At 40.5% G+C, this 13,942-nt stretch carries 13 protein-coding genes; 2 read left to right on the top strand and 11 right to left on the bottom strand.

The window, feature by feature from the left end; genetic code table 11:
- Positions 1-27: 27 nt before the first annotated feature.
- Positions 28-1,185 (top strand): DUF1577 domain-containing protein, encoded by a 1,158-nt coding sequence (locus EHQ62_RS05355; RefSeq protein ID WP_135641179.1) that lies wholly within the window; start codon positions 28-30, stop codon positions 1,183-1,185.
- A 38-nt stretch (positions 1,186-1,223) separates the two neighbouring features.
- On the opposite strand, the gene EHQ62_RS05350 is transcribed toward EHQ62_RS05355, so the two are convergent.
- The 3 genes from EHQ62_RS05350 to EHQ62_RS18540 form a co-directional block, all read right to left on the bottom strand.
- Positions 1,224-3,140, bottom strand: coding sequence for a B12-binding domain-containing radical SAM protein (locus EHQ62_RS05350; protein ID WP_135641178.1), 1,917 nt, complete (start codon positions 3,138-3,140; stop codon positions 1,224-1,226).
- 45 nt (positions 3,141-3,185) lie between these two features.
- Positions 3,186-4,445, bottom strand: coding sequence for an EAL domain-containing protein (locus EHQ62_RS05345; protein ID WP_135641177.1), 1,260 nt, complete (start codon positions 4,443-4,445; stop codon positions 3,186-3,188).
- A 195-nt stretch (positions 4,446-4,640) separates the two neighbouring features.
- Positions 4,641-4,811, bottom strand: coding sequence for a hypothetical protein (locus tag EHQ62_RS18540; RefSeq protein ID WP_015678807.1), 171 nt, complete (start codon positions 4,809-4,811; stop codon positions 4,641-4,643).
- A 79-nt stretch (positions 4,812-4,890) separates the two neighbouring features.
- On the opposite strand from EHQ62_RS18540, the gene tmk reads away from it, so the two are divergent.
- The gene (gene tmk, locus EHQ62_RS05340) at positions 4,891-5,493 is read left to right on the top strand and encodes a dTMP kinase (protein WP_135641176.1); all 603 of its coding nucleotides are present in this window, start codon (positions 4,891-4,893) and stop codon (positions 5,491-5,493) included.
- Between the two features lie 7 nt (positions 5,494-5,500).
- Here the strand turns inward: tmk and EHQ62_RS05335 are convergent, their stop codons facing one another.
- The 8 genes from EHQ62_RS05335 to EHQ62_RS05300 all read right to left on the bottom strand — a co-directional run bounded on the left by EHQ62_RS05335 (position 5,501) and on the right by EHQ62_RS05300 (position 13,899).
- Entirely contained in the window at positions 5,501-6,385 is an 885-nt protein-coding gene (locus EHQ62_RS05335) for a class I SAM-dependent methyltransferase (protein ID WP_135641175.1), read from the bottom strand.
- A gap of 7 nt (positions 6,386-6,392) precedes the next feature.
- Positions 6,393-7,247, bottom strand: a complete 855-nt coding sequence (locus EHQ62_RS05330) for a metal ABC transporter permease (protein WP_135641440.1) — start codon at positions 7,245-7,247, stop codon at positions 6,393-6,395.
- Positions 7,240-7,953 carry a metal ABC transporter ATP-binding protein gene (locus EHQ62_RS05325; RefSeq protein ID WP_135641174.1) on the bottom strand — a complete coding sequence of 238 codons (714 nt, stop codon included), beginning with the start codon at positions 7,951-7,953 and terminating at the stop codon, positions 7,240-7,242. Before EHQ62_RS05325 ends, EHQ62_RS05330 begins: the two co-directional genes overlap by 8 nt.
- Complete coding sequence (locus EHQ62_RS05320) at positions 7,931-8,893, bottom strand: metal ABC transporter substrate-binding protein (protein WP_135641173.1); 963 nt, start codon at positions 8,891-8,893, stop codon at positions 7,931-7,933. The genes EHQ62_RS05325 and EHQ62_RS05320 overlap by 23 nt, the downstream gene beginning before the upstream one ends.
- Before the next feature lie 13 nt (positions 8,894-8,906).
- On the bottom strand, positions 8,907-10,214 hold the full coding sequence (locus EHQ62_RS05315) for a TonB-dependent receptor (RefSeq protein ID WP_244241645.1): 1,308 nt from the start codon (positions 10,212-10,214) through the stop codon (positions 8,907-8,909).
- A gap of 115 nt (positions 10,215-10,329) precedes the next feature.
- Entirely contained in the window at positions 10,330-11,088 is a 759-nt protein-coding gene (locus tag EHQ62_RS05310) for a hypothetical protein (RefSeq protein WP_135641172.1), read from the bottom strand.
- Positions 11,089-11,141: 53 nt separating this feature from the next.
- Positions 11,142-12,077 carry an amidohydrolase family protein gene (locus tag EHQ62_RS05305; RefSeq protein ID WP_167482851.1) on the bottom strand — a complete coding sequence of 312 codons (936 nt, stop codon included), beginning with the start codon at positions 12,075-12,077 and terminating at the stop codon, positions 11,142-11,144.
- Positions 12,078-12,141: 64 nt separating this feature from the next.
- Positions 12,142-13,899 carry an acyl-CoA dehydrogenase family protein gene (locus EHQ62_RS05300; protein ID WP_135641171.1) on the bottom strand — a complete coding sequence of 586 codons (1,758 nt, stop codon included), beginning with the start codon at positions 13,897-13,899 and terminating at the stop codon, positions 12,142-12,144.
- Positions 13,900-13,942: the final 43 nt, after the last annotated feature.

Genomic DNA, 13,942 nt, shown 5'->3' with positions numbered 1-13,942 from the left:
CGATAATAGTGAGTACCACGACCTTTTATGGAAACAGTAGAAAGAAACAAACGTTCCTTGGATGTTTTTTCCGACACGGAAAAAAAACTGCATGTTTTGACAAAGTTTTTATTAAACCAAGAATTGAACCTAAAAGATGACATCCATTCAGGCGAAATTTGTTACCTAAAAAAAGTATCCCAAGATGGGAACAAAATCCTCGTGGGTGTTCGCCCTACCATCACCTTATCCGTGGGCCAAAAAATCACTCTCTACAAAATCCTCGGTCGTTACTTACACTTGGAATGCACGGTAGAGCAGGATAAAGGTGAATCGCAATACATCCTGCAATTGAATAAAATTGCCATCGCCAAAAAAGACAGAGAGAGTTCAAGAATCCCAGTCCCTCCTGGTTCTGCTTGGATTACAAATGTGGTTTCGAGTAAGGCAAAAATTGAAACCGATATGTTCCATGTTCCAACAGCAGTCAAAGTCAATTTCCAAGATTATGAAACAAAATTAAAAAACTCTGTGGATTTCATCAAGATTTCCACTTTTAATTCTCGTGAAGACAATGAAGTCATTCGTTTGATTAAAAAAACAAAAAAAGGTCTCCTACTCGAAGATGTCAATAATAAGGAATGTTATGAAACTTCTCCGAATGAAGACTTTATCGTTTTTGCAGAAGAAATTGATGAAGACATTAACAAAGAAATCAATAACCGCAGGAATTTGAAAATCAAATCAGAACTCATCCTTCCCATTTTGTATCTGAATGATGAAGATGAATCCATTCCCATCGGTTACATCCATATGCAAAGCAAAACAGAAAACTTTGATCTCTTAAAAGCCATGGAGATGAAAACATTATGTTTTGAGATGGTCGATAGAATCCGCCATTCCAACATGATTAAGTCCGATGGGAAATTTCCAGTGATTGATATTTCCGAAGGTGGTCTCAAAGTGATTGTGGACCACCCTGATCTGATACAAAGTTTACCGAAACTTTCTGGGTTTCAATTTGATATCTTTTTTAAAATGCAATCCCCTCTAACTGCGTTTGGCCAAATCAAAACCATTACCAAAAACGAAGAAGGCCACCTAACGGTTGGTCTTGCGATCGCAGGACATTCTTCTAGAGCTGGTGAGAAAAAAAGATTTTTGGAAAACGTCGAATTCTTTCGAAAACAAATCCAAAAACCTTAAACAAATTGATCCATTCCTAACGAATGGATATTTGGTGGTTAAATCTCTCCGTATCCCAATACTTCCATACACCACTTCTCTTCCAAAGTCCGAGAGGAAAAGGTAATCATTTCAGGGTCCATACTGGCTTTTAAAAAATCCCAATCTTTTTGGGTTACCGTATCCCCTTTTAGGTAATAAAAATGGGCCACCTCTGGATCCAAATTGGAAATTGCACTAGGTGGAATGGTTTCATAAACTAAATATGATTCTGATCCATCCAATTGGGTAGACCAATTGCGAAACCTTTCGTTTCCTTCAGGGAAAACAAATACCAAACGGTGTTGTAAATTTTCCCCTCGGTATGCCAAGGTTTTGGAGAGATAGGAATTTCGTTTCAATTCAAGTATGTCCACAAGGGATTGGATTTCCTTGGATTTGGGAACTTCTTTTAGTTCGATCACAAAATCAATGGTGCAAAATGGTTCCAAATCTATTTTTTTTGCCATAAGAGTTTGGATTTCGGAGAGGTCCTTCGAGAAAGACTCTGGATGGAACCAAATGCTATGGTGCCTTGTCCCAGGCTCCAATAAACGTAAATTAGATGCTAAAACTTGTTTTGAATCTAGTGGATACCAATCAAATCGGTCAGACGTTCCAGAGATTCCATCACATAAAAACGGCCTTGGAAATTCATCTAACCTTCGTTCCAGAAGGTCTTCTGCAAAATAAACGGAATCTCGTAAGGTTTCTGGGCTAAAGGTTGGGGTTTGGATGATCCGATACGGAGGGGTTGGCATATACACCAAACCTTCTTTGTCTGCATCTTTACGCATACTGGTACCTGGAAGCACAGAAAGTGGAAAGGCTTGTACCCATTCACCTAACCCATGTTCTAAGAAAAAATGAATTCCCCTTTCCACATCGTCCGGTGTGTCACCTGGAAGCCCAATGATGAGATCTAACAATAAATCGATCCCTTCTCCCGCAAGCATCTTTGCCACTTCCGCTACCTTTTCGGGACTGCCATACCGCTTCACTCGTTTTAGGGTCTCTTCGTTCACAGACTGCAATCCAAGTTCAATCCGATTGAACCCAGCTTTTCGTAGTTTGGTGGCAAGTTTCGGAGTGACACCTTCCGACCTAAGTTCCGCAAACATTGTCATTTGGCCATCGGCATTCACCTCAGCAATGGCATCGAGAAAGGATTCAAAACCAGGCCTATGGTTAAACGTAGGATCTAAAAAAACAAGTTCTCTCGCTCCTTGGTTTTTTAAGTTGGAGATCAAATGGATGGTCTCTTTGATATCAAGTGTTCGTAAACTTTGGGATGACTTTGGATAAAAACAATAGGTACACTGCGATTTACATCCCCTCACTGTTTCCAAATACGTGGAACGTTTCGGATTCACTTGTAAGTGGCCTGTGGTATAAGGGGAAGGAAAATCCGTCAATGGGAAGTTTGCTTGTGCCGGAACTCCAAATGTGCTGAGACTCCCATCTTTTTTCCGATAGGCAACGTTTTCCACGTTCTCCAATGATTCTTTGTTGAGTAAAGATTTCATTAACGTACGAAAACTGTGTTCGGCTTCTCCCGATACGGCAATATCAAACCCTGTTTCACCTAACACATAAGGATTGTCTTCATTGACTTCCGGGCCACCAACAAGGATTTTGATTTCTGGATTTCTTTTTTTGACTTCGTTTGCGATGTAAAGGCTACGTTCGGTATTCCATAAATACAGAGAGAGTCCTAAAAAATCAGGGCCTTCCTTACAAATTCGATCAATTAAATTGATGTCACCCAGTGAGTCCGTATCTTCTGGTGAAATCACGGAAGCGGTGATCCCTTTTACGGGATCAACCTTTGATTCCAAACAACTTGCAAGACTAGCAGCTGCTAGGGGAACATTACCTGTGGCTGCAAAATAACTCGGAGGTGGAACGGGTAATTGCAAAAACTGGATTTTTGCCATATCTCATACCAAAATTCCGTAACCAATCCATTTGGGCAAAACCTTTCAGCTTCGGGAAACCACCACATCGATAAATAAAATCAAGTTTTCAGAAAGGTTCCGAGCAAACGTTCGTAACATCATTCTTTCAGAAATGTCATGGTACATATGGGAAAGTGTCCATGCATCACGGCTCGTTTTGGATTTGTGAAGGTGTTCAAAAAAATAAGGCCGAAAGGACCAGTTTTTCCCGAGAAAGGAGTAATCTGGTTTCATGTCTCCAAAATCCGTGCGCGAATAATTCGGGGAAACTTGGAACCCCATATGGTTTGTGATGTACATCCGGAAAAAATCACCATCTCCAAATACAGAAGTATTAAAATTTTCCTGCCATTCCCAAATCCCATCCACTTCCCCAAATCCCATTACAATTTCAGAGAGTTTGTTTTTCCAAATAGTCTCCCACTCAATTTGGTGGTTCATCTCTTTTTGTTTCCTTGCGTGGAAGTATTCCAAAGAAGATTGCATTTCGGATCGGTATTCAAATCTTCCCGAAAACGGAACTTCTGGTTTGGCAAAATAATACCCTTGGATGTAACGGGCTCCATAATTCAAAGCATTGTACAATTCATCTTCTGATTCAATCCCTTCAAATAATAAACTGCTGCCTAGAGATTCACCTAACTTTGATAAATTGAGAAGGATCTCTTTAAAATTTCTTGAAAATGTAGAACGGCGTAACATTTGTAAATCCACCTTGATGATCTCTGGATGGAACAATCCAATTCTGTCTAAATTACTCGCTTCCGATCCTGCATCGTCTACGGCGATGGAGAAACCTTCTTTTCGGTATAAATTCAAAACAGGTTTTAATAATTCTAAATTATGTGGGAACCGTTCTTCTGTGATCTCAATCACAATCCGTGTTGGATCGAGTCCGATTTCCCTTACCATCCGAATGGTTTGCGGTAAGGTGGTTTCTAAATTCAGAAGGGCATGGTACAGAATGTTCGGTGAAATGTTTAGGAATAGTTTTGTTTCGGGTGGAGCATGCTTTGCAAATTTTTGTAAAGCGGTGTAACGAATGGTTTCATCCACCTGTTTTTTTAAAAAAAACAGTTCATCGTAACCCAAGGTGTGTGTTAAAAAGAATTCACCTAAACTAAGGTAGCCTTCGTTTGTTGACAATCGACCGAGCAGTTCATATCCATAAATCCCAGTGGATTCAGAAGACAAAATCGGTTGGAACACTGGGGTGAGTTCCCCTTTCGAAAGCCACTCCTTCCACTCCCTAACTAGTTTATGACTTTCATTTTCAATCTGCATAGAAGGATACATGCAAATCTATTGCAAGATCGGTACCAATGGGCATTGTAGTGAAGTTTACTGCATCATGCTTAAAATTAAAGCATTAGAGAACGAGGTGTTGATTGTTTCGCGAATTATGTAGATTTATTTAGCAAAATGGTAAAAAAAAAGCCACCCAGGTTGCCCTTGAGTGGCTCCGAACGGAAACATCAATTACTTGATGTCTCTTGTTCTTGTTTTGAATGATTCATCCAATTTTGGCTTTTTAGAAGGTTTTGGTTCTTCTACCACTGGCTGAGTCGGTTGTTTCACTTCTTCAGAGGCACAGTTGATCATAAATACAGCCAATAAAGCAATGATTAGCATAGACGAAATTTTTTTCATGTATTTGCTCCTTAGACTAAACTGTCGAAATTCGTAAATAAGTCGAGGAAAAAACGCTGATTCTGAAAATGGAAGAGATATGTCCAAAAATTCTCAATTTTTTGTCTTCGAAGGGATCGATGGTTCCGGGAAAACGACAGTCTCAAAAAAAGTTTCTGAAATTCTGAACTCCAAATCCATTCCAACGGAGTGGCACCGGGAGCCAACGGAGAGTGTTCATGGCAAAAAAATTAGAGAATTCCTCCAAGGGAAAATCAAACTAAACCAAGACGAACAATTGAAACTTTTTTTACTCGATAGAGAAGTTTCAGTCAACGAGACCATCTTACCAACGTTAAAGAATGGTAATTCAATTGTGCAAGACCGTTATTATTTTTCAACAGCTGCCTACCAAGGAAAAGATGAAGAACATGCTGCTGACATTTTGTACATGAATGAAGACAAAGGTTTTCCGGAACCAAACCGTGTTTATTTTTTAGACCTTTCTCCTGAAGAAGCATTGGAACGCAGAAATTCACGTGGTGGCAACAAAGAGGCATTTGACGACGAAGGCGAACAAACTCGCATTTATCAAAATTATTTGGCTATCCTCCCTGATTCGACCATCTTTGTGGATGCAACCGCTGATTTAGATGAAGTGGTTAATTTTTGTGTAGAGGATATTTTAAAGTCTCTTTCGTAACGGGTTCCTACTTCTTAACAGAAAATACCATCATATCTCCCATTTGGAACCATTTCACAAATCGATCAAAAAATGCCTTTCGCAATCGAAAAGAAATTGTTGCATCTTTTCGATTGGTAAGTCCACTCCCATAGGTAAAGGCCTTGGGAGAATTGTAACCAAGAGAAAGTAATAAATTTTTTAATCCAGAAAATGAATAATAGTATAGGTGTTCTGGAACATTGAGGTAACGCCAATGCAAACCATTCCATTTGGCGAGTATTCCATACCGGCATGTGGATAAAATTAAGATACCACCAGGTAACAAGTGTTTTTTGATCTTTTCTAAGGTTTCTTTGGGTTTGTGTAAATGTTCAATGGTCGCCCAAAGGGTGATCACATCAAATTGGTTTTGAAATTCCAAATCCCAAGTTAAAAAATTATCCTGAAAAATAGAAAGTCCAAGAGATTCCCTTGCAAAATTAACGGGACCATCGGCAATTTCAATTCCTTTTGCATCATAGCCATTTTCTTTCATGTAAGCCACAAAATATCCTGCCGCACATCCAATATCAAGAGAAGACAGGGTTTTTCCATTTGCCAGTGCCTCTTTCTTTCGTTTAACCTCCCAAGAAAAAAAATCCAAGTCTCTCAAATTCATTTGGAAAACACGGGAGATTTCTTTTCGTAGTTCACTCGAATAATAATTATCATACCCCCGTTCCGTCCTTTGGGTGAAATAAGAATCATCGTAGTATTTTTTCACCGCATCCAAACTGGGTTGAGGGTTCACTTGCACAAGCCCACAAGAAGAGCAACTGACAATGGAGAAGGTTTCGCCAAGAGGGCTATTTTTAGTAAAAAGAGGACGAAAGGTAGATTGGCCGCAGGTATTACAAGGAATGGTTTCCACAGAATATCTATCGGCTTCTTTTTGAAAAAAAGGAAGAGATAAGAAACCGAATCAGGTGGATGAAAAAAGCAAACAAACAAAGCGCAAGGATGATGCTCGAGGATGTGGGGAAATAAACCATTTCACCATTCCGTTCGAGGCCCACAAGAGAGACCAAAAATCCGACACAAGTGGAGAATATCGAAAACAATACACAAACAATCGTTAGGATTTTTAAGGAACGGATGATGGGAAGTAAGGCAAACACAGGAAGTAATAAATGGGCAATGCTATAAAATGTTCCAAGTAAGTTGACAGCCACTGTGAGTGAGGCCGCAAGGATGATGTAAAATAGTAAATCGAAAGGGAGTGGGTTTCCGATTTGGATTTTGTATTCGTCTCTGTCAAAACTGATGAACAAAAACCTTCTAAAAAAACTTAAATAAAGGAAAAAAAAGAAAATCGCAACATAGATCCCAAGGGAATCGGCTCTCACCTGGGAGGTTAGAATGTCTCCAAAAAAAGCAGCCATCAAATGGTTTTGCACATTGCCACCGAGAGCGAGCATAAACTGAGAAGCAGCCGAAAAGAATACAAAGAAAATCCCAAGGATCACCTCTTCTTTCATTCCAGGGAGTTTGCGAACATAGAGAAGTGGGAAAACCAAAATACAAGAAAACAAAATGGGAAACACTTCTCCTGGCCATTCCATAAAAAGTGACAAGGCAACAGAAAATGTAACGGCTTGCGAAAGTGTCACACCAAAAAATGTCATACCCCGCAGAACAATGAGGATCCCAAGGACAGAGAGTAATGCCCCCACAAGGCTACCTACTAATACTTGAGGTAAAAATAAATTCCAACTGGAGAGGATACTAGTCATGGTGGTGGCAGTTAGGTGGCCTCTCTCCTTTTGTGATATTAAACAACTTTCCTTCATCGATCTCAAAAACTTCATCAAATCCAAAACCCCAATCGTGTTCCAGGCTATGGGTGATAAAAAAAAGTGACCGATTCCCGATTTTTAAATATTCAGATAGGATGGACTGGAAGAGTTCTCTCGCATTATGGTCCAAAGAATCCATTGGTTCATCTAAAAAAATCAAATTGGCTTTTGTCAGCAGTGATCGTAAAATCAAAACCTTTTGCAATTGACCACCACTACAAAGTGAAATTTGTTTTTTTAAATAGGAACTAACACCTGTTTTTTCAATGAGTAATAGATCCTCTTCCGAAAACCTACGTTTAGGTAAAAAACTAAAACCAATGTTTTTTGGCATGAGTAAAACATCTTCTACTCGTAAAGGGAAATCGAGTGCCATTTTTTTTGCCTGGGGCACATAGGAAGTAGAAATTTCTTTTGAAAATTGAATGGAACCGGAAAGAGGTGGAAGCAAATCAGTGAGTGTTCGAAAGAGTGTGGTTTTGCCAGCGCCATTGCCACCCACAAGAGCATAGGTTTTTCCAGCTTCGATATGCAGGTGGATGTCAGTGACAACGGGAAATTCTTTTCTGTATCCTACAGACAAATGGTCAGTATGGATAAAGTTCATTGGTTTTGGCAAATTATTTGCTTTTGTCGCTTGCATCGCGTATTTTTTGTAAACTCATTCGTAATGCATCTTCGTAACTTGTGGTATCTAGGGCACCTACAGAAACAGGTAATGTGACAACCACAGAACCAGGGACTTTCGAAGAGACATACTCTGCATACTTTGGATTGTGATAAGGCCCGATCAAGATAATTTTTATCTTTTCGGCGATCATGTAACTGATCACTTGATCCATATAACGAACAGAAGGTGGAACTCCAGGTCGTTCTTCTATTGTCAAATTGGCATTAAATTTAAACCTAGAAGCAAGATAAACAAATTGGTCATGGAAAACTGCTACTTTGAGTCCAAAGTATGGTTCCATTTTTTTCATTTCTTCCTTTGTGACTTGGATCAGGCGTTTTTTAAAGGCATTAAAATTCCCTTCGTAGTATTCACCATTCAAAGGATCCACACGTGTGAGAGCATTTTTGATATTTTGAGCCATCTGGATGGCATTAATGGGATCATTCCAATAATGAGGGTTTCCATAGATATGCATATCCCCCATAGAGCGGTCCATCATCACCGTTGGTTCTCCTAGGATTTTTACACCAAAAGAAGTATCACAATAGCCAGGTTGTCCTTTTTGGATTTTCATATTACGGGATTGTTGTTGTAGATACGGTACCCAACCCACTTCTAAATCAAGACCTACCACACAAAGGACATCTGCTTCACTGAGTTTCACTAAAAAATCAGGGCGAGTCATCACGAAGTGCGGATCATCCACACCACGGATCATCCCATACACATCAGCACGTTCACCTGCGATTTGTTCGGCGATATACTTAATATCCGAAATACTGGCAACAAGGGAAACTTTTGCAAAAAGTGGGGAAGTAAAAATAATGAATAACACGAAAAGAAATTTAAGCGTAAAAGGAAATAGATTGGAGATCGGATTTTTTTTATGTTTTATTTGGTAATCAATCATTGTTTTCTTTCCTCTAATAACTATGAGCAGGATGGGATCCTAAGATCGCAACTGCTTGCACATAAAATCGCCATTCCCTTTGTTCTTGGAATTCCGTTTTGGAATAGTCCTGGATGTAACGCCTCTCCACCGAACCTCGGATCCTTCCAAACTCAGAACTATGAAAGGTGATTTGTGCGGAATGGGCCTCGATTGCATTCTCTGCAAGTTTTCCATTTTTGTCGACTAGGGATTTGTCTGTAAAATAATCATAACGGTAACCCAAAGACCAAAGTTGGTGGAATTTATAATCCGCAAAAAAGTAATAACCCCACTGGTCGCGAGACGGGGCTTTTGAAGTTCGAAAGGTACTTGGGTCCAGTTGTTCAGGGAAAATTTCTTGTTGGTACCAACCTTCTGACATGATCATGAGTTCCCGTAAGTTGGAGCGGTTCCAACGCAAAACGGCATCCATTCCATACAAATACCTTTGGTTGCGCCTGTCCGTTGTGGGTTCAAATCGTACACCAGAAAACCCAAACTGTGTCCCCCAGTTATTTCCAAAATAATAAAAATGTTTTAAGTGGGCATAACCCATTGGGTTATTTTTCTGTTGGCCTTCGGAATGAGAATGCCCCCATTTTTTCCCATTTGTAGCACCTAATACGAGTTCTTGGGTAATCCACTTCCAAGGGAGTAAGATGCTAAATTCTGCTCCCGTATCCATAGCTGATTCAAAACCAATGAATTTTTCATGGACAATCGGGTTCATGGTAAAAGGTCGATCGTGTAAGTGGATGCGGTTGAGTCGCCCAATGTCGATGAACATCTGTCCCACTTTTAGCGAAGTGTTCAATGGTAAAAAAGGAAATAATACATTGGCTTCATGGACTTCGAAGTAATACTTTCCATCTTCCCCATGGGCCGCTCCTAGGAAATTGGCACGCATCCACTGGTCAACGGCGGCTGTAAACCCAAACTCGGCGGAACGTACATCAAGTTTGTTATCAATCCGCTCCCCTGTGCCTCTAGGTTTGTTTCGATCCCAAGCCCCAACAATGTCAATGGCCGCAGACACATCCATCATTAGATTTTGTGCAGAACGGTTGATTTGATTGGGTTGTTGGACGTTGGATGTCACTCCCCGACTGCCTTCTGTGACTTTACTGCGCGTTTCTTGGTCTTTTAAGTCTTTGTCAAGTTCCGCTTCCCAATCTTCTGAACCGTTGCCACTCGAATTGGTTTTGGTTGGGTTCGTTTGTTTTGTGGGTTTTGGATCTTCCAATTCTTTTTCCCAATCATTGGTGTCTGCGTACAACCAAAACGCAAAAAAGACTGGCAAGGTAACCCCCACCAGTCGCACCCAAGATTTGGATTTTGAGAATATAAATTTCACTGAATTAACTGTTTTTTACCTTCATTCGAGGATCAAATCTAAATTTGATCCTGTTTGTTTGTTAACGGAAAGAACCGTTAGTTCCGATCGCCGTAGAATAAATAGTGATAGATTTTATGATTGCATTGTTAATACGGACACCTACTCGATCACCTGAAAAATTAGTAATAGTAGCATCTTCTTGATCAAATTCATAATTACCTCTATCAGCAACAGAATTACAAGGAACAGACCAACCAAATATGTGAGCCTTGCCGCTCTCCTTATGAACTTCAAGGCAAACAGACTTTTCAACGGAAACTGAGGATGCCCATGGAGATCCGGCTTTCGTTCCAAATGCAGAAGCAGTAGATGCATCTAACCATTGAGCAGACGTTGGACTCAAGCGGACACCAGGCCCAGCTAAACTAGGTGTAGTTTGTATCATTGCATCAATACTCGATCCGGCTTGGTTCATCACATACACAACTTCAATTCCAGCTTTCGATTCATTCCCTGTTTCAGATAAGCTAGATGCATTTGTAACAATTGTAGATGCACTTGATGTACCTTGAATTCCAGAATTAAAAGTAACTCCATTTACGGTAAAACCAAAGCCACTTAAAATCGTATTCGCATCTCCAGAGCACCCTGCAAAATTATACTTTGTTCCGTTCCCCGCCGAACCCGAAACAGCCGTAGGTCCACAGCCTGGTCCCGCGAGTAGCGCTGCCAAAATCAATTCTTCATTATTGTCTTTGTCTTTGGATGAAAATAACTCGGCACAATTTCCAAATGCAACTAACATAGAAACGATCATGAATGGTTGTAAAAATTTCATATCTACCTCTGTTTGCCTAGTATTTGCAACGCTGTTGCAAATGCAACCCCGTTTCATTTAAAAAATCGGTTTTTTGCGTTTTGGTAGAGGATTTTTTGTTTGGCTTGGTCTGAAATGGGAAGGGAAAGGAGATTCGAAATGGGGTGGTTTAAGTTATAAGGGATATTCGGAAAGTCTGATCCAAAATAAATTTGGTTTTGGAAGGTTTCTAGGATCGGAATCGCAGAATCCACATCTTCTGCTTTGCCTGTGGCAAGAAAATCAACAAAGACCATCGTTGTATCAAGCGCCAAGTTTGGATAATTACCAAGTAACGAAGCATAGGCGGAGATTTCATGCGCCCCCATATGCGCAACAATTACGTGTAACTTAGGATAGGTTTCGATAAAAGGTTTAAAAAATTGAATGCCTGTAAATTCACCAGGAAGTGGTGCCGTCCCAGTATGGATTACGATGGGAATTTCATTTTTTTCTAAATAGGTAAAACAATCGCCGAGTTCTGGATCATTTAAATTGAGTTTGGAGACTTCACAATGGAGTTTGAATCCCAAAAACCCATATTCCTCCACGGCTCGTTTCACATAGCGCAGTACACCTTCTTCTGGGTAAAACGTGCCAAACGGAATGGCACCTGTCCAATTTTGATAATTGGCAAAGGTCCAATCATTTAAAGATTCTGCCATATTCTTTTTGTGTGCATAGTTTAAAGTAGTGAAGTGTTTGATTCCATTATGGTGCAAACACTTCACTCGCTCAGGCTCAGGCAACCGATAGCCAATGGCCCAGTTCACATTGTCAAACCATCTCCAAATCAACTTCATGATGGTTTCAGGAAAAAAATGGGTGTGGATATCAAATATAAAAGGTAAACCCAAATCCGAAATTTGTTTTAAGTGTTCCGGAGTTTTTGCATCGGTAATTGGGGGGAACTGGTTTCCCCTCCAAGAAAATGGAGAGGAAATCCTAGTGTCTGTAAGATTTGCAGAGATACCACCCTCTGCTTCCCCCGCAAAACAAGCGTAACAGGGAAGTAAGGGATGGTCAAAAGACTCTTTATGCAGTGACGGGAGTTTTTTTCTTTCCACGAATTTTAGTGAGGTTAGAGGCAAGGATTGCGGCACTATCCAAAATATAACTTTCAGTTAATGACTTACGGTGTGCCCTTCTCTCCACCTTTGACCTTCCAATGCTCCTTTCGAGTAACAAACTATTGTGGAAACGAGCAGCAGACTCAACCACTTCAAATGCTAATTCTTCGCGGAGTGGAGTGGAGTCGATTTCGGCATACTCTGCTACAACCGTTTCAAATTGTTTGAAAAGATCATTTAACTCGGAAGAGGAAACAAATCCCGCCATTTCCGATTTTAAGTATTCACGGTAAATTCCCGTTTCCGTCATCCCTGACACAATCCCACCGATACAAGCTACGGTTTGGAGTTGTGTGGTTCCTTCGTAAATGTTTGTGATCCTGACATCTCGGTACAAACGAGCCACATCATAGTCTTCTGTATAACCGGAGCCACCATGGATTTGGAGCGCATCATAGGCCACTACGTTTGCCATTTCTGTGATGTAGTATTTGGAAAGGGGAGTGAAAAGTGAGGCAAGTTTTTCCCATTTTTTGAAGGATTCATCTTTTTTGATGTCTTTCTCAGAGAGACCTTTCATTTTCCCTCGTTCTTCTTTCCAACGGTATTGGTCTACGGCAAAACTTGCTTCGTATAAAATGCAACGCATTGCGGCAACTTCTCGTTCCATGCGCTCCAACATTTTTTTAACAGCTGTAATGTTACTAATGGTTTTTCCGAATTGCACTCGTTCTTCGGCATACTTCTTTCCTTCAAAGTATGCTGCTGTGGCAATCCCCATCGCTTGCGCTGCGATGTTGAGGCGAGCTTGGTTCATCATTGCCATGGAATACTTCACAAGGCCTTTGCCTTCTTCCCCAATCAGAATGCCTGGTGAGTTTTCAAATACAACTTCACAAGTAGGGGAACAGTGGAGACCCATTTTCTTTTCAATGGATGCAACAAATACATCTTTAGAGTGCACTAAAAAGAAAGAGAGCCCTCTTGCACCACTTGTTGTGGAACCAGTTCGAGCCAAGGTTAAAATGATAGAAGGTGCATTCCCAAACCCACAGGCGTGAGTGATGAAACGTTTGGTTCCAGTGATTTTCCAAACACCATCCTCTCCTTTTACTGCTTTGGTTTGTAAATTCGGGAGGTCTGATCCGTAGTTCGGTTCGGTGAGAGCCATAGCCCCACAAAGTTCACCCGCAGCCATCTTTGGAACATACTCATGGATCATCTCCTCTGTTCCAAATCGTTCTACCGTTTCTGCGAGATTCATACACCCAAGAGTGATGGCAAGGGAGCCGTCTCCACGAGAGACACATTCGGATAACATTGACTGTACGACAGAAGGAAGCCCTAAACCACCGTAATGCCTATGGATCCCGTAAGGCAACAATCCAGCAGATTTAATTTTTTCAACGACATCTAACATAGGTTTGGGGAAACCAACTTGTCCATCTTTGTATTTTAAACCTTCTTCGTCCATTTGTTTGGCAATTTGAGAGATGTCATTTCCAGCAATGTCTCCACCTGCTTCTAAAGTTGAACGATAAAATTCAATGGCATCTTCATAATTGCCAGGGGCAAAGGTAAGTTCCTCTTTTCCTGATTTTTGGTATTCGGCAAAATCTTCGAATCCTTGTTCGTATTGGTCGATGACCGAATTCCAAGGAGTGAGGGAATCAAAATGATCAATTAGGTCATCATTATCATTAAAATAGTTATTAGATATCATACAATTTTTGGCTCCAGACCAAGACTTTCACTCAATGTAGAAT

Origin of the sequence: Leptospira jelokensis, assembly GCF_004769635.1 — a bacterium.
Lineage (GTDB): Bacteria > Spirochaetota > Leptospiria > Leptospirales > Leptospiraceae > Leptospira_A > Leptospira_A jelokensis.
This window is presented reverse-complemented; position numbering and strand designations above follow the sequence as displayed.